Here is a 23,773-nt window from a genome sequence, read left to right as displayed (position 1 = left end):
TGCATTTTTCCTGAATTCCTGTATTATAGCCAACAGCGAGGTGCCAAGCGGCTCCATGGAGCAGACGATTATGACCGGAGACCGCATTGTGGGGTCCAGGCTGGCATACCGTTTTGGCAGTGAGCCGGAGCGGGGGGACATTGTCATTTTCAAGCACAAGTCGGAGCCGGGGAAGGACAAGACCAGACTGGTCAAGAGAATCATCGGCCTGCCGGGGGAGACGGTGGATATCCGGGACAATCACGTTTATATCAACGGGTCGGAGACGCCGCTTGAGGAGCCGTATCTTCCGGAGCCTATGGAGTCGGATGATTACCACTTTGAGATACCGGAGGGCTGCTATCTGATGCTGGGCGACAACCGGAACCACTCCGCGGATGCCAGACGATGGAGCGACCCATATGTGCCGAAAGAGGAGATACTGGCTAAGGTTCTGATTAAGTATTTCCCGGGGATTAAGAAGATTCGGTAAATGTTTTGAGGATAAATGACAGGATAGAAAGAGAGGGCATGGCGGTGTTTGAGTATTTAAAAAGGGATGCTGTCTCCCATGCGGATATGCTGGACCCGCTTTCCAGAGGAACGGGAGAGGTGATTTATGAGGGGGAGGACGGCGTCATTTTTCGGGAGACGCTCAGCGGAATTTATTTTGCGTCTATGGAGGATGTGGAGAAATGTCTGGCCATCCTTGGGAAGTATCAGGCGACGGCGTTTGCAGTGCACCAGGAGCGGACGGCGAAGATGCTGCAGCAGCGTCATCATTTCCCAGAATATCATCCCTGTCACCAGTATGTGTATCCCGCCGATACCTTCGGGGAGGCGGAGATGAAACATACCGGGATTGACAGCCGCCGGCTGGAGCAGGTCCAGCTGCTGGGAGCCAAATACCGGGATATCGTGGACCGAAATTACGATGCTATGGACGATCCGGAGTATATCGGCGAATTGATAGAGAGAAAGCAGCTCTGGGGCATCTTCGAGCAGGGAGAGCTGGCCGGATTTATCGGACAGCATCTGGAAGGCAGTATGGGCCTTCTGGAGGTCCTTCCACAGTACCGGAACAAGGGCTGCGGAAAAATCCTGGAAGCCTTCCTCATCCGCCGGACGCTCTCCCAGGGCCGGCGCCCCTTCTGCCAAGTGTTCGAAGGCAACGAGACCTCCGCCAGACTTCAGGAGCGGCTGGGGATGGTATGTTCTTCTGAGAAGACGTGGTGGCTGTTTGGAGACCAGGCGGCAGAGGATAGATGACAGAGAACCGTTAGAACATGGGAGGGATAGACATGTTAGATTTGCATATGCATTCCAATATCAGTCTGGACGGCGAATTTTCTCCGGAAAGGCTGGCAGAGCTTTGCAGGGAACATGGCATGAAACTGGTTTCCTTAACAGACCACAATTCCGTGCGGGGGATTTTGCCGTTTATGGAGAAGGCCAGGGAGTGTGGGATAACCGTGCTTCCGGGGGTGGAGCTGGACTGCACCTGCGACGGACTGGATTTGCATTTATTGGGATACGGCATTGATGTCACGGATAAACGGTATTTGGAAGTGGAAGAAGAGATTCTGGAGCAGAAGCGGGCGTCGTCCAGAGAGCGGATGAACATTCTGAGTGGACTGGGAATCTGTTTTGATGAGGAAAAGGTGCTGGCTCTGGCCCATGATGGAATTGTAGTGGGGGAGATGATTGCGGAAGCGGCGCTGGCGGATGAGAGAAATATGGGGAATCCTATATTAGAGCCATATCGAAAGGGCGGAGCGCGGGGAGATAACCCAAATGTCAATTTTTTCTGGGATTTCTGTTCTCAGGGAAAACCTGCTTTTCTGCCAGTCCGCTATATGGAGGTGAAGGAGGCGGTTACCCTTATCCGGGATACCGGAGGTTTTTCCGTCATTGCCCATCCGGCGGTGACGGTAGGGAGACGGGAGCAGATGATTTCCTCCATACTGGAGCTGGGAGCCAGCGGGATAGAGGTGTTCAGCAGTTATCACAGGGATGAGGATATCCGTTATTACCGGGAATTGGCGGACCGGTATGGAGTTTTAAAAACCGCCGGAAGTGATTTCCACGGTAGGAATAAGCCGGCGGTCCGGCTGGGAGATACCAACGGGATGACAAAAGTTGATGAAGCGGAAATTTGGGAATATCTGGACAATTTCAGAGGATAGAGATTATGCGGGTGGAAAAGGAGCGCGGAGCCATGTATGAATTAAATCAGGTTGGTGAGAACAGTTATTATATCCAGAGTCCGGCGAAGATTGGGCTTGTCAGGGTGGGGGATAGAGAAGTTTGTCTGATTGACAGCGGAAGTGACAAGGATGCGGGGCGGAAGGTGCGGCAGATGCTTGAGAAGAATGACTGGCAGTTGACGGCGATTTACAATACCCACTCCAATGCGGACCATATCGGCGGGAACCGGTATCTTCAGGAGCAGACGGGGTGTCGGATATATGCGCCGGGGATAGAGTGTGATTTTACCAACTCGCCGGTGCTGGAGCCTGCATTTCTGTATGGCGGGTTTCCGCCGAAGGATTTGAGACATAAGTTTCTGATGGCCCAGGAGAGCCGGGCGGAGCATCTGACGAAGGAGACGCTTCCGGCGGGGATGGAAATGATACCGTTGCCGGGGCATTTCTTTGATATGGTGGGATTTCGGACGGCGGATGATGTGGTGTATCTGGCGGACTGTCTGTCCAGCGGGGAGACGCTGGAGAAATATCAGATTGGTTTTATCTATGATGTCGGGGCATATCTTGAGACGCTGGAGCGGGTAAAGACGATGAGCGCCGCCATGTTTGTGCCAGCCCACGCGCCGGCCACGGACCATATCGCACCGCTGGCCCAGATAAATATCGACAAGGTCCACGAAATCGCGGAAAAGATTACGGATATCTGCAGGGAGCCGCTGTGCTTTGAGCAGATTTTAAGGAGATTGTTTCTTGATTACGGATTGAACATGAATTTCGAGCAGTATGTCCTTGTGGGAAGCACAGTCCGCTCTTATCTTGCGTGGCTGAAAGATAAAGGAGAGCTGGAGGCGCTGTTTGAAGACGGCCAGCTGTTGTGGAGGACAGTGCATTGAGCAGGCATGTAGGTAGGATTTTCGTTGACAATTTTCCAGATATTGCTTTATACTATCTCTGATATCCTGTTGTGCAGTTGATTGAGAAAGGGAAGGATTGGATATGAGGATACGAATTGGAATTATGGGATATGGAAATCTGGGCAGAGGCGTGGAGTGCGCTGTCAAACATAACCCGGATATGGAATTGAAGGCCGTGTTTACAAGGCGCGCGCCGGAGAATGTGAAAATTTTAACACCAGGAGTGAAGGTGTACCATGCGGACGAAGCGGTTTCCATGAAGGATGAGATTGACGTGCTGATTCTCTGTGGAGGAAGTTCTACGGACTTGCCGGTGCAGACACCGGAGCTTGCCAAGTATTTTAATGTGGTGGACAGTTTTGATACCCATGCCAGAATCCCGGAGCATTTTGACGCGGTGGACGGGGCTGCGAAGGAGAACGGTCATGTGGGAATTATCTCCGTTGGCTGGGACCCGGGAATGTTTTCCTTAAACCGGCTGTATGCAGGCGCAATTCTGCCGGGCGGCCATGATGCCACCTTCTGGGGAAAAGGCGTGAGCCAGGGACATTCCGACGCCATCCGAAGAATTGACGGGGTGAAGGACGCGAGACAGTATACCATCCCTGTGGAATCCGCTCTGGAAGCGGTCCGGGCAGGGAAGAATCCGGAACTGACAGCCAGGGAGAAGCACACGAGAGAGTGCTTTGTGGTAGCGGAAGAAGGCGCGGATTTAGAGCGGATTGAGAAGGAAATCGTGACGATGCCCAACTATTTTGCGGACTATGACACCACAGTGCATTTCATCAGCGAGGAAGAGTTAATGCGGGATCACGCCGGGATTCCTCACGGTGGAGTTGTCATCCGTTCGGGAAAAACAGGCTGGGAGGACGAGAACAGCCATGTGATTGAGTACAGCTTAAAGCTGGATTCCAACCCGGAATTTACCGCTTCCGTGATTGTGGCGTACGCCAGGGCGGCATATCGCCTGAACCAGGAGGGACAGACGGGCTGCAAAACGGTATTTGACATCGCTCCGGCCTATCTGAGCGCAGAGTCTGGGGAAGAATTGAGAAAGCGTCTTCTGTAATGTTCACCCTTTTCTTTTCAGATTATTTGTAGTATAATAAATTCGTTTCTATCAACTACATACTAAGGGGAAAATATCATGGCGGATTTATTTGAATTACATGATGGAGAAGCAGTTGAAAAAGAAGTGAAAGGGGATTACTGGGAGAAGAATTTGGGGCTTTACAGTCAGAAGACAGGGAAGTACTGGTTTACCAATGAGAGGATTATCTTCCGCGGTGGATTTGCCGTGGCGCTGGATGTCTCGTATTCGGAGATTGAGGCGGTGAGCCTTTGCAATGTTGGTCCGTTTGTCCAGTTCCTTCCGACAGGCATCAAGGTGAAGATGAAAGACGGGAAATCCTATAAGCTTTCCGTTTTGAAGCGAAAAGAGCTTCTGAATTTTATCAAATCAAAATTGTAACAAAGTGATTCCATTATACAGAGCCTTGCAAAAGAAGCGGGACTCTGTTTTTTAAAATAAGGAGAAGAGATGAGGATTCCAGCAGTCAGCATTATTGTACCGGTTTATAATGCGGAGGATTATTTGGGGCGCTGTGTGGACAGCATTTTGGGGCAGGAATTTCAGGATTTTGAACTGCTTCTGGTAAATGATGGGAGCACGGATTCGTCCGGGAAAATCTGTGATGACTATGCGGCGAAGGATAAGCGGGTCTATGTCATTCACAAGAACAACACGGGAGTGTCCGATACCAGAAATATGGCCATCAGCCATGCCAAGGGGAAATATCTCCAGTTTGTGGACAGCGACGACTGGCTCACGCCGGACGCCACGAAGCTGATGGTGCGTTCCGCCGAGGAGAACCACTGCGATATGGTTATCACGGACTTTTACCGGGTGGCGGGAGAGCGGGTGTCCCACAAGGGGGATATCGAGGAGGACGGCGTCATGGACCAGGAAACATTTGCGGCCTGCATGATGGAAAATCCTTCCGATTTCTACTACGGCGTTCTCTGGAATAAGCTGTACCGGCGGGAGATTGTGGAGCGGTATCATCTGCGGATGGATGAGGAAATCAGCTGGTGTGAGGATTTCATGTTTAACCTGGAATATATCCGCCATGCAAAGAGCTTTTACGCGCTGCGGACACCGGTTTACTATTATCTGAAGCGGAAGGGGTCTTTAGTGACCCAGGGGATGAATATTTCCAAGACGGTCAAGATGAAGTTGATGGTGTTTGAGTATTATAATAATTTTTATAAGCATGTTTTGGACGAGGAGGACTACGAGAAGAACCGGCTTCAGGTTTATAAGTTCCTTGTGGATTCCGCCGCGGACGGAATCGTGCTCCCGGCGCTGCTGCCCGGCAGTAAAAAGCTGGGGACGGAGCGCAGCGGCGTCTGCGTGGAGGCGGTGCTGGAGGACGGAATTATTACGGAAGCCTACCGTTCGAGGAAGCTGCTGGAGCGGTATCTGGAACCGGCGGCATTGAAGCATGATTTGTCGTTGACGGAGATTAGTTTATTGTTATATTTTTATCAATTTGGGAAGTCGCGAGAGGCCGGGCGGGTGGCATTGGCTGCGGACAGCGGATTGAGCAAAGCGGGCATGCAGAATCAGCCAGGATACCTGTTTAACCGCAGGAAACTGGCCGATATCATGGGGATGCCGCGGCCCATGCTGTCTGCTTCCATCCAGAAGCTGGTGGCAAGAGGATTGATCAAGGTGGAAGATATCCGGGCCAAAAAGGGGATGGAGCGTCAGATCCGGGTTCTCATCCTTCCGGCGGCCGATTCCCTGCTGGAAGATTTGGCGGTGGTGGAGCAGGATTACCACCAGGCGAGATTTGCCGGCTTTGGCGAGGAAGAACTGGAACAGTACACCCGGATGTCCGAGCGGATGAAGGAAAATATTCAGAAGATTTTACAGTAGAAAGAAACGCCGGTTCCGGCCGGCGTCAGACGGGAGGAGCAGTTATGAGTGAGAATCAGCCGAAGGAGCTGCTGGATAATCTGGCAAACCTGCACACAACGGAGATGGGAGTCGGGCGGATAAAGAGAAACTTATCACTGGAATGCAGGGATGTGGTCGCCTGGTGCCGCCAGCAGATAGAGAGCCCGGACGCATTGATCTATCGTAAGGGCAAAAACTGGTACGTGGAGATCGGAACCAGCATCATTACCGTAAATGCTTACAGCTATACCATCATCACCGCCCACAAAAAGAAACCACAGGCTGATTGAGCAGTCAAATCATCCAATAGACAAATAGGAGGAAATTAAAAAATGGCAAAAGCAAGCGACAGATTTGAAAAAACATATTCCCAGGGAACTATGAATGTAACGGAGATATGGGTTGATAAAACGACTGGAGTCAATTATCTATTTCATGTGAGTGGCTACGCAGGAGGCCTGACACCCCTTCTTGACAGAGAAGGAAAACCAGTGGTTTCACCGGTGGTTAACAGCTAATATTACAAAATAGGAGGAGCAGATATTGAAGACCATAGGAATGATTGGCGGCATGAGCTGGGAGAGTACGGTTACCTATTATCAGATAATCAACGAAGTGGTAAAGAAAGAACTTGGCGGCTTGCATTCCGCCAGGATACTGTTATACAGTGTAGATTTCGCTGAGATTGAGCAGTGCCAGGCGGACGGCGACTGGGAGAGAAGTGGAGAAATACTTGCGGAGGCGGCCCGAAGCCTGGAAAAAGCCGGCGCAGATTTTATCATCATCTGCACCAACACCATGCACAAAGTTGTTCCACAGATGCAGCGGCAGATTCAGATTCCCATCCTCCACATCGCCGAGGCGACAGCCGCGGAGCTGCTCCATCACAATATCCGGAAGGTAGCCCTCCTCGGCACGAAATACACCATGACTCAGGAGTTTTATAAAGAAAAACTGACAGCTGCCGGCATAGAGGTCCTGATACCGGACGCTCAGGGCATTGAAACCGTCAACGACATCATTTACCAGGAACTGTGTCTCGGGACCATATCGGATATTTCCCGGGAGAAATATCTCTCAATCATAGACCAGCTGGCCGCCAAGGGGGCGCAGGGCGTTATCCTCGGCTGTACGGAGATTGGTCTTTTGATTCAACAAAAGGACACCTCCCTGCCGGTGTTCGACACGACACAGATACATGCGAAAATGGCGGCGATGGAGGCCATTGGCTGATTTTGGAGAGATTAATATGGAAAATGGGTACAATCCACCATTTACAATGACAGAAGAGATTACCAATCTGGTTATTGAAATAGGAGATTTAACAGGACAGATTACCGCTTACGGCGAATTATCGAAAAATCCAAAACTCCGCAGAGAAAACAGAATAAAAACCATTCATTCTTCTCTGGCGATTGAGCAGAACACCCTGACCCTGGAGCAGGTGACAGGTGTCATTGAGGGAAAGAGAGTCCTGGCGCCACAGCAGGATATTCGTGAAGTGAAAAATGCATACGAAGCTTATGAACAAATGATGCATATGAATCCCTGCTCGGTGAAGGATTTATTAAAGGTACACAAATATATGATGGAGGGGCTGGTTGAAGAAGCAGGACGTTTTCGAAGCGGTAATGCGGGAGTCTATGCCGGAGATGTGTTGATTCACGCCGGAACGCCGGCCGGATATGTGCCAGGTCTGATTCAGGAGTTGTTTGAGTGGTTGAAGGTATCGAAACTACATCCACTTATAAAAGGCTGCATTTTTCATTATGAGTTTGAATTTATCCATCCGTTTCAAGATGGAAATGGCCGTACCGGCCGTTTGTGGCATTCTTTGATACTGAGAAACTGGAGAAAATTCTTTGCCTGGATGCCGGTGGAGACCATGATTTATAAAAATCAGAGTGAGTATTACGCAGCTATTAATCAAGCAAATGCCGATGGCAGCTCAACCGTGTTTGTTGAATATATGCTGAATATGATAAAAGAAACTTTGACAGAAATTGTAGAACAGCAGCAACGGGAGCAGTTGAATTTCCAAAATGAAAATGTCGGTACAAATGTCGGTGTAAATGTCGGTGTAAATGTCGGTACAAATGTCGGTGTAAATGCTGTTACAAAGTCAATCGGCATGAAACCGGAAGAAAAATTGCTCGCCCTTTTGCGCAGTGATTCAAGACTGACTTCACAAAATCTGGCCGAAACACTGGGAATTTCGAAGCGCCAGGTGGAAAGAATTCTTTCGAATTTGAAAAAAGAGGGCAGGCTGGAAAGAGTCGGTTCCAGCAAAAATGGAAGCTGGAAGGTTTTATAGCGTGAACATTCATACGGAAAGGAGAATCACATGCTTCTGGGATTCATCATTTGGGCGGTTATGGGATTGTTGTTTGTTGGGCTGGGGATTTCTGCGTTTCTTTCGAAGAAGGAAGCGCCCTTCGGCTTCTGGGCCAACACCGATGTGTTTCCGGTGGAGGATGTGAAGGGATACAACCGGGCCGTCGGCAAGCTGTGGTGTGTGTACGGCGTGGTCTTCGTTCTGTTGGGGACTCCGCTGCTGGGCGGACAGAATTCCGCCCTGATTCTTCTGTCGGTCGTGGGAATGATGGCGGAGGCCATAGCGGCCATGGTTATCTATGTGACAGTCATAGAAAAGAAGTACCGAAAAAAGTAGGAACATATGTTACAATGCACAAAAAAAGAATAACGAAACAAAATATATTAACATAGTTGACAAAACAAATCACATATGTTATTATCAAACATATACAAAGTGAATAATAAATTGTGTTTTGGAGACGATGAGATTGGACACATGAATGGTAAGACATTTGTGATGTCCTTTTTTATTCATCGATAGTCACATTTGCCATTTTAATAATAACAAATATGACAAACAAACATAAATGCTTAAACATTCAAGAATTAATCCACAACACAATCACCACAAAAAGGAGGAGGTTCAACTATGTCAAAACACGAAATTGTCTCAGTAACAGCCATGCAGGTATTCACCTGGAGGTTTCATCCGGGCATTGAAGCGGTTGTGAAGACGAAGGGAGGTGCGGTTGGCCGTGCGGTCTGCACGGCGGGTATCTCCATCGGTTCCCATGAGGTGAAATTCTGCTACGACGGCGGCGAGCGCTGGGGTGGACTTGGAGTGGAAAATGCGGTGAGAGCCATCGAGGAGAAGATCGCTCCCGTGCTCATCGGCATGGACGCCTCCGACCAGTACGCCATCGACCAGGCCATGCTGGGCATCTGTCCGGAGGCGAAAGAGAATATCGGCGGCAACGCCATCGCCGCAGTGTCCGCAGCCGCCTTAAAAGCAGGAGCGGAAAGCCTGGGAATCCCGCTATACCGCCATATCGGCGGCGCCAACGCCATCTATCTTCCGGTACCCGGAGTTCCGGCGGCGGCAGGCCACGAGCGGTACGGCGGCGGTGTGACAACACCGGACCCGAAACCAACCTACTCTTTCATGTGCCACGGATTTGACTCCTTCTCGGAGGCGTCCTACGCCGGCTGGGAGGTTCAGGAGCGGTGGCGCACCACTATGAAGAAGATGGGGATTTACCCACCTAACTACTACGACTTATACATCATCCCGGAGGGACATTTTAAGAGCGATGAGGAACTGTGGGCCCTGATGACAAAGACCATCCAGGAAGCCGGATACGAAGGCCGGATCGGCATCCAGGTCGATGTGGCGTCCGACTGCTACTACGACAGGAAACAGGAAAAATATTTCGGCCTCTTCTCCGCCGAGCCAAAGACAAAAGAAGACATGTTAAAACTGTATGAGCATGCCGTAGCCAACTATCCCTTTGTCATCATTGAGGACCCGTTCTTCGAGGATGACTACGAGAGCCATGCCGAGCTGGTAAAACGCGTGGATATCCAGATTGTTGGGGACGATTTATTTACCACAACCCCGTCCCGCGTTGCCTACGGAGCCTCCATCGGAGCCGCCAACACCGTGCTTCTGAAAGTCAACCAGGTAGGCACCATCAGCGAAACCCTGGAGATGGTACAGCTGGCCTACCGCAACGGCTACGGCGTCATGCCATGTGAGAGCCGGGGCGAAGGAGCCGCCATCGCGGATTACTGCGTGGGAATCAACGCCTGCGCCGTGAGAGAGATGGCCGTCGGTCTGGTAGCCAACCGCTTCCTGGAGATTGAGAAGGAACTGGGAAGCAAAGCCCGTTTCTCCGGCACCGCCGGCCTTCAGGGCAGACGATTCGCGCCATACAGAAAGCGTTAAGAAAGCGCAAAAAATACTGTATACATAGAGGCGTAAGAATCGCAGTATAAAAACAGTTATGTAAAAAACAGCAGTATAAAAGGGAATCAGAAACACGATGGGGAAATCATAAAAAGGAGGATTTATCTATGAAAAAAGTAAGACGAGCAGCATCCATGTTGTTGGCAATGACGATGGCCTTCACGCTCACCGCCTGCCAGAGCCAGCCCAAATCCAGCGAGACGGCGCCGCCTGATACAAAAGCGGAAGCCGCATCCGGAACAGAGAACACAGAATCCACAACAGCCGTCCCACAGCCCGCCGCGTCCGGCGACACCATCAAAATCGGCGTGCTGGCTACCCTGACCGGCTATCCCTTAAACGGCGAGCACATGAGAAACGGCATCCTTCTCGCCATCGACGAGATTAACGCCAATGGCGGCGTTCTTGGCCGTCAGCTGGAGGCTGATGTGCAGGACTGCAGCAACACCACGGACATCGCCATCAACGCTACCAACAAACTGGTCAGCAACCACGTGGCCGGCATCATCGGTCCCCATTACAGCTCCCTGGGACTGGCCGTCGAATCCATTATCAAGGACGCCAAAGTTCCCATGCTGGTGGGCGGAACAAGCCCGAAGTTTGTCAGTGATGTTGACAACGACTACCTCTTTAGAATCCGTGCTTCCGACACCCTTCAGGCGGCGGCAGCGGCGGCTTACCTGGTGGACGGCCTGAAGGCGACCAAGGTAGCCATTCTCTACGGCAGCGATGATTTCGGCACCGGCGGTATGCAGGTGGCATCCGGATATTTTGATTCCGTAGGCGTTTCCTACTGTGTCCAGTCCTTCAACAACGAGGACACCGACGTGACCTCCCAGATCTTGAAATGCATCAACGAGGGCTGTGACGCGGCCTTAATCTGGGCCACGGAAGCTGCATACCCCATCGTGGCAAGACAGATGTTTGAGCTGGGGCTGACCGTTCCAACCATCACCAACCCGTCCCTGGCCGTGGATTCCTGTCTGGCCCAGCTGGACCCGGAGTGGGTGGAAGGCTGGTACTGTGTCACCGATTTCCTGACCAACAATCCTACGGATAAGGTACAGGATTTTATCAAGAGATACACCGCGGTATACGGAACGGATGAGAGCGTGGACCTTCACTGCGCGGCCTATTACAGCGCCACCTACGCATTGGCGGACGCTATCGAGCGGGCCGGCACAACCGACGGGGAAGCGCTCAGCAAGGCGCTCCTGGGGACAAAAGATGTGGAAGGAATCGTGGGAAATCTGACCTCCAACGAGGACGGTGAGATGATATCCGAGATTATTCTGGCACAGTGCAGAGATTTGAAGATTGAGTATATCGACGTCATTCGATAGGCGGTATCGATAGGAGGGGCCGGTGCAAGGAGGTGTTTCAATTGTGCCGGCCCTTCCTTACATAAAACCTGGAAATAAAATTGAGACAGGAGGGATTTACGTGTTGACAATGGCATTACAGTTACTGGTCAGCGGCATCGCCATGGGATTTGTGTATGCGCTGACGGCCGTGGAGTATACCCTGATTTGGAACTCCTCCGGGCTTTTAAACTTTGGACATGAGAAGGTCATCATGCTGGGCGCCTATATCTTTGCGGGAACCATGATGCTGAATCTGGGGACGGGAATGGTTCCCGGCGTGGTGGCAACCCTGATTCTCATGGCGCTCTTTGGCGTGGTGATTGCCTTCACCATCTTCATTCCGCTGCGCCACATGAGCCGCCTCTGCGCGATTATGGCCACCGTTATGATGGGAAATATCATCAACGAGGCTGTCAGACTGTATTACGGGCCGGAGGCCATGACCGTCAAGGGATTCATGTCCGGCACCTTCCGTCTGGGCGGTCTGGTGGTGGCAAAAGCCTATCTCTATATCATCCTGATATCCGTCGTGATCGTGGCGGCCCTGGAGCTGTTCATGAGAAAGACAAAAACAGGAAAAGCCATGCGCTGCGTCGCCTCCAACAAAACGGCGGCCGCCCTGATGGGCATCAATGTCCAGCAGAATATGGCTATCACCGTTGCCATCAGCTTCGCCATTTGCGGCGCCCTTGGCATGTCGGTCATCCCCGTATTCAGCGTCAACTCCTCCATGGCCACCATGATTTCCTTAAAAGGCTTCGCGGCCGGCGTGGTGGGAGGGTTTGGCTCTCTGCCGGGAGCAATCGTAGGCGGCCTGGCCCTTGGGATCGCGGAAAATATCGCCGGCATGGTATTCCCGTCCACCTTTAAGGACGTGGTGGCATTTGTGGTGCTGATTATCGTTCTTCTGGTCAAGCCGTCCGGGCTTCTGGGAAAGAAACGGTAGGAAGGAGGACATGGAGTGAATCAAGTCAAGATTACATTAAACAAAATAAAGAAATACAGGTTTGTCCTGGCTGTCATAGGGGCGCTGCTGCTTCCGCAGATTGTCACCAACACCTACTATGTGACCATGTTCTGCCTGGCGCTTATCTATATCATCATCGCCTTTGGGTTAAACTTCATCACCGGCATGACCGGCCAGATGAACCTGGGGACGGCCGGCATCTACTGCCTGGGAGCTTACACCTCGGCCCTTTTGACTACCAAGACGGGCATCTCTCCGTGGCTCGCCATGATAGCGGTCATCGCCATGGGATTTTTAATCGGCATCGGCCTGGGTTACCCCAGTTTCCGTCTGGAGGGCGTTTACCTGTCCCTGACGACCATCGCCTTCGGTGAGGTGGTGCGGCAGCTGGCCAACAATATGACCAATTTTACCGGCGGCGCCCAGGGCGTCAGAAATATTCCGCCCTACACCATTTTCGGCTACGCCATCACCAGCAAGGTGCAGAACTACTACTTTATCCTGGCATTTGTGATACTGTTCGCCATCATTACCTACCGGATTATGCATTCCAAATGGGGGAGGGCGTTTATCGCCATCAAGGACAATATCGACGCGGTGGAAACCTGCGGCATCAACACCGCCAAGATTAAAATCGTGGCATTTACCCTGGCGTCGGTGTTTGGCTGTGTGGCGGGCGGATTGTACGCCCATTACTCCACCTACATCAATGCCTCCACCTTCACCCTGAATCTGTCGGTATCCTTCGTGGTCATGATCATGGTGGGAGGCATGGGAAACATGTGGGGATGCATCCTGGGAGCGGTCATCGTATCCATGCTGCCGGAATTCCTGCGTTTCTTCGGAGAGTATTACCAGATAACCTATTCCACGATTATTCTGCTGTGCGCCATCTTCATGCCCGGCGGAATCATCAACACCATCAACAAGAAGCGAAAATAAATGCAGGCGGGGTGACAATATGAATATATTAGAGATAAAAAACCTGACGAAACGGTTCGCAGGTCTGGTTGCGGTCAATGATTTGAGTTTCGAGATGCCGGAACGCTCCATCCACGCCCTCATCGGGCCTAACGGCTCCGGAAAAACCACAACCATCAACATGATTGACGGAGTATTTCCACCCACGGAGGGGCAGATTCTCTTTCAGGGAACGGAGATAACCGGCAAATCAACCCACGAAATCTCAAGATTAGGGCTGGGGCGCACCTTCCAGAATATCAAGCTGTTCAACGCCCTGACGGTGGAGGAAAACCTTATGGTGGGAGGCCACATGGCCTACGCCAAAGCGGGCATCGCCAGCTTCTTCTTCGATATCGGAAGGGCCAACCGGGAGGAGAAGGCGCTCAAGGAGGCGGCGGAGGAGATACTGGAATCCATGAAACTTAAGGACATCGCCAAACGACAGGTAGGGGGACTTCCCTACGGCATGTTGAAGATGGTGGAGCTGGCCCGCACCATGATGACCAGGCCGAAACTGATTCTGTTAGATGAACCGGCGGCCGGCTTGAACCCGTCGGAGCGCCGCGATTTGATCGAGATTCTGATGCACATATTTGACAACGGCATTGATTTATTTTTGATTGAGCACAACATGGACGTGGTCATGAATATCAGCCACAAAATTACGGTCATCAATTTTGGCTCCAAGATTGCCGAGGGGAAACCGGTGGATATCCAGAACAATCCGGAAGTAATCCGGGCGTATCTGGGAGACAGATATCAGCAGAAGGCTTGAGAATGGAGGCGCGTATGTTACAGATCAAAGAGATAAATTCCCACTATGGGAAGGTACATGTCCTGCACCAGGTCAGCATCGAGGTGGGAGAGCAGGAGATTGTTTCGATTATCGGTGCCAACGGAGCGGGAAAATCGACACTGATGCGGAGTGTCATGGGAATCATCCACCCCAAATCAGGGGACATCCTGTTTAATGGAGAGTCCCTCAACCACCTAAAGACGGACCAGGTGGTAAAAAAGGGCATTGTCTATGTGCCGGAGGGACGGGAAGTCTTCCCAGAGCTTTCCGTGGAGGACAATCTGGAAATGGGGGCGTTCTCCAAGCGGTACAGCCAGGCCAAATACCAGTCTCTTCTGGAGGAAATGTATGACATTTATCCCAGGCTGAAGGACCGGAGAAAACAGCTGGCCGGCTCCCTAAGCGGCGGCGAGCAGCAGATGCTGGCCATCGCCAGAGGACTGATGAGCGAGCCGAAGCTGATTATGTTTGACGAGCCGTCCCTGGGACTGGCGCCGGTGATTGTGGAGGAAATGTTTGACGTCATCGTGCGAATCAACAAGGAGAAGAAACTGCCGGTGATTCTGGTGGAGCAGAACGCGTTTGCGGCCTTGAGCATTTCCCACCGCTGTTACGTGATGGAAAACGGTGTGATCAAGACGTCAGGGCGGAGCGAGGAACTGATGGCCAGCCCGGAGGTGAAGAAGGCATATTTGGGAGGGTGATACGATGGAGGTAAGAGAACGATTTGAGGAACTGCTCCGGGAGGTGGAGCCGCCGCGTTTTATCCCGGTGGAGTACCGGCTGGAACAGCCGCGGATAGCGGACACGGAACAGGCGGTGAGAGAACAGCTGGCCGGCTGTGGCTCCATGGAGGAGATACATCCGGGCGACACGGTGGCGATTACCGCCGGAAGCCGGGAGATCACCGACATGGTGACGATACTCCGGACGGTGGCAGCGATGGTGAAGGAGCGGGGCGGCCTGCCGTTCATCATTCCGGCCATGGGCAGCCACGGAGGCGCGACGGCGGAGGGGCAGGAGGAGGTGCTGCGCCATTTTGGCGTGACCGAAGAGAGCACAGGCGCCCCCATCCGCTCCTGCATGGATACGGTGAAGATAGGCGAGACGGAGAATGGCTTTGACGTGTGCATTGACAAACTGGCCTTCGAGGCCGACCACATTATCCCCATCGGACGCATCAAGGCCCACACCGATTTCAGAGGCCCGGTGGAGAGCGGTATCATGAAAATGATTGTCATCGGCCTGGGAAAACAGCACGGCGCATCCATCTGCCACAAGCTGGGATTTCCCAATATGGGGAAGAACCTTCTGGAATTTGGCGCTGTGATACTGGACAAAGCCCCCATCCTCCTGGGAATCGGAGTCATTGAAAATGCGGAACACAGACTGGCCCATGTGGAAGCGGTACCGGCCGGCCAGATTCTAAAAAGAGAGCCGGAGCTTTTGGAACTGTCCAAATCTCTGATGCCAAGGATTCCCTTTGACAACCTGGATGTGCTGCTCATCAGCCAGATGGGAAAGGAGATCAGCGGGGCGGGCATGGACCCCAACATCACGGGGCGCTCCTGCGTTCTGGGACGTTTCTGGCCAAACGCCGAGAAGATCGCCGTCCTGGACTTGACCGATAAATCCGATGGAAATGCCGCCGGCATGGGCAATGCGGACGCCATCACCAGACGGATGTACGAAAAAATTGATTTCACCCCCATCTATATCAACGGCGTGACCTGCCGTGACACGGAGGGCATCCGGCTTCCGGCCGTGATGGAGACGGATATGCTGGCGCTGAAGTTCTGCATGTACACCTGCATCCGCCGGGACGCGCTTCCTGATGCCAGGATTGTGTGGATCAAGAACACGGCGGATTTACATACCATGTATGTCTCGGAGGCGCTGAAGGAAGAAGCGGAGCAAAACGGGCAGCTGCGTATTCTGGGGGATGCCAGACCGCTGACGGAGGAGGACGGGAACCTGATTTGGAGGGAGGTCAAAGATGAGAATCGTAAATGCTGACCAGCTGGTGTCCACCGGCAATCAGAAGGGACGCCGGGATGTCCTGGCCATCATGGAAGCTGGTTTACAGGCGGCGGACCCCTATCAGAACACCTGCCGCCTCCTTCGCCGGGAGGGGCAGTTTCTCCACGTGGGGAATCCTCTGTTTGAGGCGGAGCATGACCCGGATGCCGGGGAGGAGATTTTTGACTTAAACCAGGTGGAGCACATCTATGTGGTGGGAGCCGGCAAAGGCGTCCAGCGGGTGGTCAAAGCCCTGGAAGAAATCATCGGCGACCGATTGAGCGGCGGCGAGGTCATCGCAAAGCACGGTGACGAGCTGATACTGAACCGGGTCCACGTCACCTACGGCGCCCATCCGGTGCCGGATGAGGGCTGCGTCAGAGGCTGTGAGCGGATAGTGGAGCTGGCAGGCAAAGTCACGGAAAAGGACGTGGTATTCACCGTCATTGGAAACGGCGGCAGCTCCCTTCTGACCCTTCCGGAGGACGGGATAACCCTGGAGGACGTCAAACAGCTGACCAGGATCATGCAGATAGAAAAAGGCGTCACCACCATCGAGTTGAACGCCATCCGCAACCACATCGACAAGCTGAAGGGCGGCAAGATTTCCATGCTCTTTCAGAAAGCCCGGCAGATTCATCTGGTGATGACGGACGCCAACCACCATGTCATCCAGGAACCCCGCCATGATTACGAGGGACTGCTGAAGGGAAATGTGTGGCTGCACAATCTGCCGGAGGGCTCCACCTTTGCCGACGCGGCCCGGATTATGGATAAATACAACGGGTGGGAGGACTGCCCGGCCAGCATCGGGGCGTTTATCAGACGGGCGGACCCGGAGAAAGAGACCATCAAATATGAGCAGTTCCAAAACACCAGATTCCGGGTGTTTGGAATCATGCCGGACGGGGAACATTTCCTGCCGGCGGCCAGGAGGGAGGCGGAGAAACTGGGATACCGGACAGCCGTCCTGACCCAGCTTTTGCAGGCGGAAGCCAGCCAGTGCGCCAAAGTGTTGTCTGCCATCGCCATCAACGCGGCGGAGTTCGGGGAGCCATTTGCGCCGCCCCTGGCGCTGTTTTCCTCCGGGGAAATGCTGGTGACCGTGGACAAGGCGGACGGAGTCGGGGGCCGCAACCAGGAGTTTGCGCTGGCCTGCGCACTGCAGATAGCAGGAAATGAAAGAATTGTCATCGGTTCCGTGGATTCTGACGGGACGGACGGCCCTGGAGGGCTGGATATTCCGTCGGCTCCGGACTGTCTTGGCGGAGGTCTGGTGGACGGATTTACGGCGGGACAGGCGAAGGAGATGGGAATCGATATCTATCAGGCGCTGGCGGACCACGGGACATCCGAGCCTCTGTGGAGACTAAATTCTGGTATCCATATGGGGCAGAATATCAGCCTAAATGACCTCACAGTCCTGTTGATAACTGGATAATAGCGGGTATTTCCGTTGATTGGAGTTGATTTGCAACACGTTCTATATTACAATAAAATGAATGGAAAAATTATGGAAGACCATAGATAAATGATTAAAAACAGATATGGAAACCGGGAGGTAACAATTTGATTCCTTATAACAAAGTGCAACTGGTGGTCAATGCGGCACGCTTGTATTATGAAAATGGGTTCAGCCAGGTGGAGATTGCGGAGCAGTTACATGTGTCCAGGTCCTATGTCTCAAAACTGCTCACGATGGCAAAAGAGGAGAATATCGTGACTGTCAAAATCAAGGACCCATTGCAGGTGGAGAGCCGTCTGGAACAGACTATCCGCAGCTATTTTCAGCTTCGCCGGGTGATTGTCACCCCCAGCAAGGTGGGGGAGAACTCGTTGAACTCCCTCTGCGACGCGGCGGCAAAATATCTGGACAGCATTTTGAAGAGCGGAGATTCCATCGTGACCGGATGGGGCAGAACCATGTATGTGCTGTCACAGAGGATTCTGCCCCGGACGGATTTGGAGGGAATGCGGGTGATTGCCGCCGCCGGTATGCCCACCAATTTCAATCAGAACACCTACTGTATCGTCAGCGCCGTGGACATGGCGGAGAAGCTGGGGGGTATCCCCTATTTTCTGCCGGCGCCGATTATGATACAGGAAAAAACGCTGAGAACCCAGTTTTTGAAGGAAAAATGCATTGAAGAGGTGATGGATTACGCCGCCGAGGCCAACATCGCCGTGTTTACCCTGGGCGATATGAGCCGCTCCTCCTTCTGGACCAGCCGCGGCGTCATGTCGGAGGAACGGATGCAGGAGCTGTTCGAGAAGGGAGCTACTGGGGATGCATTTTTGCATATTTTGAATACCGAGGGCGAGATTTGCGATGAGGCGCTGGACGAGGAAACCATAGCCATGCCGTTTAAGACGCTGAAACAAAAGGAGTACCGCATTGGAATCGCGGCGGGAAGAGAGAAGATTGACGCGGTGTACTCCGCGCTGAAAGGGGGCGTGGTCAATGTTCTGGTCATTGACGAGGACATCGCCAAGGCCACCCAGGAGAAGATATATAAAGAGGACAGCACCATGAGGTGGAAAGAGTAAGAAAAAGAGTACATTTGAGATGGAATAGGGAACGTGACGGAACATAGAGTGAGGAAGTGTACCGGAGAACAGGATGGAGAAAGGAGTGGGGAGAGTGTCAGAACATAGTGCTATGTTGGAACATGGAATGGAGCAAAGGTATCGTTTTGAGGAGCATCTGGACTGCTACTGCCACAACAATGCCAGCCGGATTCAGGGAGACATCCGGCGAATCGTCCTGGAATTTCAGGGCTTAAACCGGTATCAGATGCTGGACCAGCCAACTCCACTGGAGCTGGAACTGACAGACAAACACATCCTGTATGTGATCCCCTACACAGCGCCCTGGTCCTGGATGAACCATGCGGCGGCTGCCTACACGAATCTGCTGCTGGACAGCATTTTCCAGCGCTTCCAGCTGCCGGAAGATACCCCGGTCATCTCCACCGGTTACAGCATGGGCGGACAGGCCGCCCTCATGTACACTCAGTTTAGCACCCGCAAAATCACCGCCTGTTACGCCAACAGCCCGGTCTGCGATTTGGCCGCCCACTGGCAGGAGCGGATGGATGTCCCAAGGACTCTCGTAAGCGCCTTCATCGACACTCCTCTGGGCATCGAAGAGGAAATCCGCGCCCATTCCCCCCTCCAAACCGCCGCCAATCTCCCCGACATCCCCTACCTGATCATCGCCGGCGCCAAGGACACCGAGGTCCACAAACACCTCCACAGCGACAAACTGGCAGACCGCCTGCGCCGCCTAAACCGCCAGGTCACCTACCACGAACTCCCCGACATGGCCCACTGGCAGATTACCGATTATGGGGTATATCGGGCCTATGTGGATTTTATCACTGGGGCTGGATGAGAAAGGCAACATTCCATTTGAACAGACAACCAGGCTGAAACGGGAGCATTTCCCTGCGGCCTGGCTTTTGTATTCAGAAATATTGAAATACCGCTTGACATTCAACTTTCTTGAACCTTTATAATCAGGGCAGAAAGGAGGGGTAACCATGACGATTAAAGAGATAGAACAGCAGGTAGGAATCCCCAGGGCGAATATTCGCTTTTACGAATCGGAAGGGCTTTTGACACCCGGCAGAAAGGCGAACAATTACCGGGAATATACGGCGGACGATATAGAATTATTGAAGAAAATTAAATGTTTGAGAACCCTCGGAATCTCTGTCTCCGATATCCGCATGGTGATTCATGGAGAGGTCTCCATGGAAATGCTGCTGGATAAGAGAATACAGGAAATTGAGACAGAGAAAGAAGAACTTTTGACGGTGCAGACCGTCTGCCGGGAACTGAAGGAACAGCATACGGCATACGAGAATCTGGAACCATCCACGTTGGATGTGAAAATGGAACTTCTGAAAGTGCGGGAACGACAAATGACAAATCAGGATAAAAAAGACAATTGGGGAACACTGCGGCGGGCGGCCATGACATGGTGTATGCTCTGCATTGTCTCCATGGTGGTGATACCGATTCATGCTATTTTCAGGATAGAGGTGCCGGCCACTGTGCAGAATACCTATATACTGGTGGTTATGCTGTCGCCACTGCCATACTATCTTATCAGTATGATGGCAAAGAAAAATATTGGGGATGATTCCGACCTCTATCTCCCCAAAAAGAAGAGTATTCTGACATCAATGCCGGACCCAAAATCCTGGGATAAGCTGGAGAGTTTCCATCAGTTATGCATCGTTTCCCTGGCCGTCATCCCACTGAATCGTATCTTCCATATCCAATGGCCGGACTGGCTTACCGTGATATGGATCCTGACGATTGCCATCTCAACCCTATTGTTATTAATCAAACGAAATCGTAATAGTTGAACCACGGATATTTCTATATCGTGGAAAAGGAGTGTATAATATGGAATTGAAACTTAGGCAGGAGAAACCCACCGATTATCAGGAAACGGAATTCGTCACCCGGGAGGCATTTTGGAATCAGTTTGCACCTGGGTGCTGTGAGCATTATCTGCTTCATGTCATGAGGGAGAATCCGGCGTTTGTGCCGGAGTTGGACGTGGTTGCGGAGTGTGGCGGCAGGATTGTCGGAAACGTGGCTTATGCAAGGGGCGTTATCAAAGGGGATAACGGAACAGAATACGAAGTGCTGACCCTGGGCCCGCTGGCGGTCCTGCCGGAATACCAGCAGATGGGGATTGGAAGCCAGTTGATGGAATACACCCGGAATCTGGCCCGCGATATGGGCTTTCGGGCCATCGTTCTCTGCGGCGACCCTGACTATTACTCCGGAAAGGGTTTTGTGCCCGCAGAAACCTTCGGTATCCGAACTGCCGAGAACATGTACGCCGCATTCCTCCAGGTCTGTGAGCTGTCCGAACATGCACTGGCAGAGGCCAAAGGCCGCTATTATGAGGCGGATGTCTATGCTATTGACGAAGCCGCCGCCATGGAATTCGACCGCCAGTTCCCAAAGAAAGAAACCCTTACTGGAACCCCAGGACAGAAACGTTTTCTGGAAGTCATCGAAATGCAGAGAAGCGCAGATGATTTCAAAACACAATGACCCTGGCAGACCAGGAATTAGAGGAAATAACGTGAACAATAGAAAACGAGAGATAATAGCGGTACTTGGTTTTTGCATTCTGCTTGCCGGCTGCGGGAAGAAAAACGGAGTGGCGGACCAGGTACCTGCATACATAGAAACTACTGCGGAAACAACCATAGAATCAACCACAGATTCGACTGCAGAGCCGGGAGTAGAATCTGCTCCATATTCCACCACAGACGCCAAAGAAGATGACGGTACGGAGACGAATGCTGCAAAAGACACTCATTACCGTCAGGACTTACTCCCCTACATTACCATAAAAGACGGTTTCACCATCGCTGACTACGGAGAGTCAGTGGGAACCGATTACTCCTATGCCGTATTCCGTCTATGCCAGGAAGGCAAATCGGATTACGACATGGAAATGTACTGGGAAATTCTTGTAATGGATGGAGAGGACGTCCTTACCGTGCTGCAGATTGAAAATGAGGAGTATGGGAGTGCCTTCCCACCCCCATCAGAGATAGTCCTAGAGCACGATGTGAATTTTGATGGTATTAATGACATATTGCTGTGCCTGGGGCATTTCGGCAATCAGGGATTTATTTCCTATAAATGCTTCCTTGCGGCTGGCGATGGCACCACCTTCACCCACTGCCCAAGTTTTGCAGGCATTGCCAATCCAGCCATCGACAACGAGGCCAAGGTTGTGCGGAGCCAGTGGAGAAACTGGGCGGCGTCCCACAGCTGGGGGGATTTTTACTTTCCAGGACAATGAATTTACCATGGCAGAATTTCTGACCGAGTCCCTGGAGCAGGATGAAAATGACGACGAAGTCTGGACCTGGCGGGATGAGATATGGAAGGACGGCAGATGGCAGGTTCGGGAAGAGTACACGGAGCATGACTACGATTCTGAGACCCTCTATCAAAAACACTATGGCCCCGACTCCTACTGGGGCCTTGACCAGGATAAATGGAATACCCTGTTTAATGGCGGTAAAATGTCAGATTACAGCATTTATGCTGATTAAACATACAAAACGTAATCAAAAGGAGGACCCCTGAAATGATTATCCAAGAGAAAGAAATCACCCTGAAAAACGGCCAGAACGTAATTCTCAGAAGTCCCGGCGCCGAAGACGCGGAAGCTGTCATCCGCCATATCCAGATAACATCCGGGGAGACCCACTTCATGGCCCGCTACCCGGAAGAGTTTACCATGACAGTGGAGGAGGAGCAGGCATTTTTAAAGAAGCTGGCTGAGGACAAAGATGACTTCATGATTTCCGCCTTCATCGACAACAGACTGGTAGCCAATGCCGGCGTTCAGAAAATTCAGAATCTGATAAAATTCCGCCATCGCGCCGGTTTCGGCATTTCCATCCGAGAGGAAGTCTGCAGCCTGGGTCTTGGCACTATCATATTACAGGAAACCATAGCCCAGGCCCAGAATACCGGTTTCGAGCAGTTGGAACTGGAAGTCTTCTCCGACAATCCCAGAGCCAGACATCTGTATGAAAAAATGGGTTTCCAGGAAACAGGAATCCGCCCCAGAGCCTATAAACTAAAGGATGGCACCTACCGGGATGAAATCCAGATGGTATATTACCTCCCCCAAAAGAAGGAGACAGTATGGTAATCTTCATCGCGGGAAGTTCCCACACAGGAAAGACAGCGCTGGCGCAAAGACTGCTGGAGACATACCATTATCCCTATCTCTCCATCGACCATCTGAAGATGGGCTTGATTCGCAGCGGCCATACAAACCTGACCCCGGAAGATGACGATATGCTGACCGCCTATCTCTGGCCAATCATTCGCGAGATGGCCAAGACAGCGATTGAGAATCAACAAAACCTGGTGATAGAAGGCTGCTATATCCCCTTTGACTGGAAACAGGATTTCGACAAAAATTACCTGGAGCATATCCGATACTACTGCCTGATCATGACGGAGCACTATATCAACAGACATTTCACCGATATTCAAAAGTACGCCAATACGGTTGAAAAACGATTAGATGATACCTGGCTGACTCGTGAGAACTTGATTTTAGATAATACAAAAAATCTGGCCATGTGCAGACAGTATGGCTACGAGTATCTGCTGATCGATGAGGAATATCAGGTAAACATAGAATTGCGATAAAATAATACGAACAAAAATTGTAGTAAATTATTAAAAAAATTGCATCGATACTTAAGAAAAAAGAAATACCAAATAAAGCTCTTTCTGGTAAGATAAGGATACCAA

The 23,773-nt window shown here is 51.8% G+C and carries 28 protein-coding genes; all 28 read left to right on the top strand.

Annotation, left to right across the window (positions count from 1 at the left end; translation table 11 throughout):
- Window positions 1-472 (top strand): signal peptidase I (gene lepB / locus HMPREF9473_RS13400; protein WP_006780665.1); only part of this gene is annotated, 472 nt, incomplete at its 5' end.
- A 38-nt stretch (window positions 473-510) separates the two neighbouring features.
- A complete protein-coding gene (locus HMPREF9473_RS13395) occupies window positions 511-1,248 on the top strand; it encodes a GNAT family N-acetyltransferase (protein WP_006780664.1) in 738 nt (245 codons plus the stop codon).
- A 32-nt stretch (window positions 1,249-1,280) separates the two neighbouring features.
- The gene (locus HMPREF9473_RS13390; RefSeq protein WP_006780663.1) at window positions 1,281-2,165 is read left to right on the top strand and encodes a PHP domain-containing protein; all 885 of its coding nucleotides are present in this window, start codon (window positions 1,281-1,283) and stop codon (window positions 2,163-2,165) included.
- Between the two features lie 32 nt (window positions 2,166-2,197).
- A complete protein-coding gene (locus HMPREF9473_RS13385; RefSeq protein ID WP_034859303.1) occupies window positions 2,198-3,079 on the top strand; it encodes an MBL fold metallo-hydrolase in 882 nt (293 codons plus the stop codon).
- Between the two features lie 103 nt (window positions 3,080-3,182).
- Window positions 3,183-4,169: a diaminopimelate dehydrogenase gene (locus HMPREF9473_RS13380; RefSeq protein WP_006780661.1), complete on the top strand. Its 987-nt coding sequence runs from the start codon at window positions 3,183-3,185 to the stop codon at window positions 4,167-4,169.
- 78 nt (window positions 4,170-4,247) lie between these two features.
- The gene (locus tag HMPREF9473_RS13375) at window positions 4,248-4,571 is read left to right on the top strand and encodes a PH domain-containing protein (RefSeq protein ID WP_006780660.1); all 324 of its coding nucleotides are present in this window, start codon (window positions 4,248-4,250) and stop codon (window positions 4,569-4,571) included.
- Window positions 4,572-4,640: 69 nt separating this feature from the next.
- Entirely contained in the window at window positions 4,641-6,041 is a 1,401-nt protein-coding gene (locus tag HMPREF9473_RS13370; protein WP_006780659.1) for a glycosyltransferase, read from the top strand.
- A gap of 44 nt (window positions 6,042-6,085) precedes the next feature.
- The gene (locus HMPREF9473_RS13365) at window positions 6,086-6,352 is read left to right on the top strand and encodes a DUF3781 domain-containing protein (RefSeq protein WP_006780658.1); all 267 of its coding nucleotides are present in this window, start codon (window positions 6,086-6,088) and stop codon (window positions 6,350-6,352) included.
- Between the two features lie 42 nt (window positions 6,353-6,394).
- Entirely contained in the window at window positions 6,395-6,580 is a 186-nt protein-coding gene (locus HMPREF9473_RS13360) for a DUF6440 family protein (RefSeq protein ID WP_006780657.1), read from the top strand.
- Window positions 6,581-6,605: 25 nt separating this feature from the next.
- On the top strand, window positions 6,606-7,295 hold the full coding sequence (locus HMPREF9473_RS13355; protein ID WP_006780656.1) for an aspartate/glutamate racemase family protein: 690 nt from the start codon (window positions 6,606-6,608) through the stop codon (window positions 7,293-7,295).
- 16 nt (window positions 7,296-7,311) lie between these two features.
- Window positions 7,312-8,376, top strand: a complete 1,065-nt coding sequence (locus tag HMPREF9473_RS13350; RefSeq protein ID WP_006780655.1) for a Fic family protein — start codon at window positions 7,312-7,314, stop codon at window positions 8,374-8,376.
- A 30-nt stretch (window positions 8,377-8,406) separates the two neighbouring features.
- A complete protein-coding gene (locus HMPREF9473_RS13345) occupies window positions 8,407-8,733 on the top strand; it encodes a hypothetical protein (protein ID WP_006780654.1) in 327 nt (108 codons plus the stop codon).
- 294 nt (window positions 8,734-9,027) lie between these two features.
- Window positions 9,028-10,323, top strand: a complete 1,296-nt coding sequence (locus HMPREF9473_RS13340; RefSeq protein ID WP_006780653.1) for an enolase C-terminal domain-like protein — start codon at window positions 9,028-9,030, stop codon at window positions 10,321-10,323.
- Between the two features lie 128 nt (window positions 10,324-10,451).
- Complete coding sequence (locus HMPREF9473_RS13335) at window positions 10,452-11,687, top strand: ABC transporter substrate-binding protein (protein ID WP_006780652.1); 1,236 nt, start codon at window positions 10,452-10,454, stop codon at window positions 11,685-11,687.
- Window positions 11,688-11,796: 109 nt separating this feature from the next.
- Window positions 11,797-12,654 carry a branched-chain amino acid ABC transporter permease gene (locus tag HMPREF9473_RS13330; protein ID WP_347508942.1) on the top strand — a complete coding sequence of 286 codons (858 nt, stop codon included), beginning with the start codon at window positions 11,797-11,799 and terminating at the stop codon, window positions 12,652-12,654.
- A 15-nt stretch (window positions 12,655-12,669) separates the two neighbouring features.
- Entirely contained in the window at window positions 12,670-13,617 is a 948-nt protein-coding gene (locus HMPREF9473_RS13325) for a branched-chain amino acid ABC transporter permease (RefSeq protein WP_006780650.1), read from the top strand.
- A 19-nt stretch (window positions 13,618-13,636) separates the two neighbouring features.
- Window positions 13,637-14,413 carry an ABC transporter ATP-binding protein gene (locus tag HMPREF9473_RS13320; protein WP_006780649.1) on the top strand — a complete coding sequence of 259 codons (777 nt, stop codon included), beginning with the start codon at window positions 13,637-13,639 and terminating at the stop codon, window positions 14,411-14,413.
- A gap of 14 nt (window positions 14,414-14,427) precedes the next feature.
- The gene (locus HMPREF9473_RS13315) at window positions 14,428-15,138 is read left to right on the top strand and encodes an ABC transporter ATP-binding protein (RefSeq protein ID WP_006780648.1); all 711 of its coding nucleotides are present in this window, start codon (window positions 14,428-14,430) and stop codon (window positions 15,136-15,138) included.
- A gap of 4 nt (window positions 15,139-15,142) precedes the next feature.
- A complete protein-coding gene (locus HMPREF9473_RS13310; RefSeq protein ID WP_006780647.1) occupies window positions 15,143-16,450 on the top strand; it encodes a lactate racemase domain-containing protein in 1,308 nt (435 codons plus the stop codon).
- A complete protein-coding gene (locus HMPREF9473_RS13305; RefSeq protein WP_006780646.1) occupies window positions 16,431-17,894 on the top strand; it encodes a glycerate kinase type-2 family protein in 1,464 nt (487 codons plus the stop codon). The genes HMPREF9473_RS13310 and HMPREF9473_RS13305 overlap by 20 nt, the downstream gene beginning before the upstream one ends.
- 128 nt (window positions 17,895-18,022) lie before the next feature.
- Entirely contained in the window at window positions 18,023-19,000 is a 978-nt protein-coding gene (locus HMPREF9473_RS13300; RefSeq protein WP_006780645.1) for a sugar-binding transcriptional regulator, read from the top strand.
- A 94-nt stretch (window positions 19,001-19,094) separates the two neighbouring features.
- Window positions 19,095-19,847 carry an alpha/beta hydrolase family protein gene (locus HMPREF9473_RS13295; protein WP_157140218.1) on the top strand — a complete coding sequence of 251 codons (753 nt, stop codon included), beginning with the start codon at window positions 19,095-19,097 and terminating at the stop codon, window positions 19,845-19,847.
- Between the two features lie 148 nt (window positions 19,848-19,995).
- A complete protein-coding gene (locus HMPREF9473_RS26250) occupies window positions 19,996-20,829 on the top strand; it encodes a MerR family transcriptional regulator (RefSeq protein ID WP_006780643.1) in 834 nt (277 codons plus the stop codon).
- Window positions 20,830-20,869: 40 nt separating this feature from the next.
- Window positions 20,870-21,532, top strand: a complete 663-nt coding sequence (locus tag HMPREF9473_RS13285; RefSeq protein WP_006780642.1) for a GNAT family N-acetyltransferase — start codon at window positions 20,870-20,872, stop codon at window positions 21,530-21,532.
- Between the two features lie 31 nt (window positions 21,533-21,563).
- The gene (locus HMPREF9473_RS13280) at window positions 21,564-22,295 is read left to right on the top strand and encodes an XAC2610-related protein (RefSeq protein ID WP_148552377.1); all 732 of its coding nucleotides are present in this window, start codon (window positions 21,564-21,566) and stop codon (window positions 22,293-22,295) included.
- A gap of 7 nt (window positions 22,296-22,302) precedes the next feature.
- Complete coding sequence (locus HMPREF9473_RS13275; protein WP_006780640.1) at window positions 22,303-22,551, top strand: hypothetical protein; 249 nt, start codon at window positions 22,303-22,305, stop codon at window positions 22,549-22,551.
- Between the two features lie 35 nt (window positions 22,552-22,586).
- A complete protein-coding gene (locus HMPREF9473_RS13270) occupies window positions 22,587-23,159 on the top strand; it encodes a GNAT family N-acetyltransferase (protein WP_006780639.1) in 573 nt (190 codons plus the stop codon).
- On the top strand, window positions 23,153-23,668 hold the full coding sequence (locus HMPREF9473_RS13265; RefSeq protein WP_006780638.1) for a hypothetical protein: 516 nt from the start codon (window positions 23,153-23,155) through the stop codon (window positions 23,666-23,668). The genes HMPREF9473_RS13270 and HMPREF9473_RS13265 overlap by 7 nt, the downstream gene beginning before the upstream one ends.
- Window positions 23,669-23,773: the final 105 nt, after the last annotated feature.

The organism is Hungatella hathewayi WAL-18680 (genome assembly GCF_000235505.1).
Classification (GTDB): Bacteria; Bacillota; Clostridia; order Lachnospirales; family Lachnospiraceae; genus Hungatella_A; species Hungatella_A hathewayi_A.
This window is presented reverse-complemented; position numbering and strand designations above follow the sequence as displayed.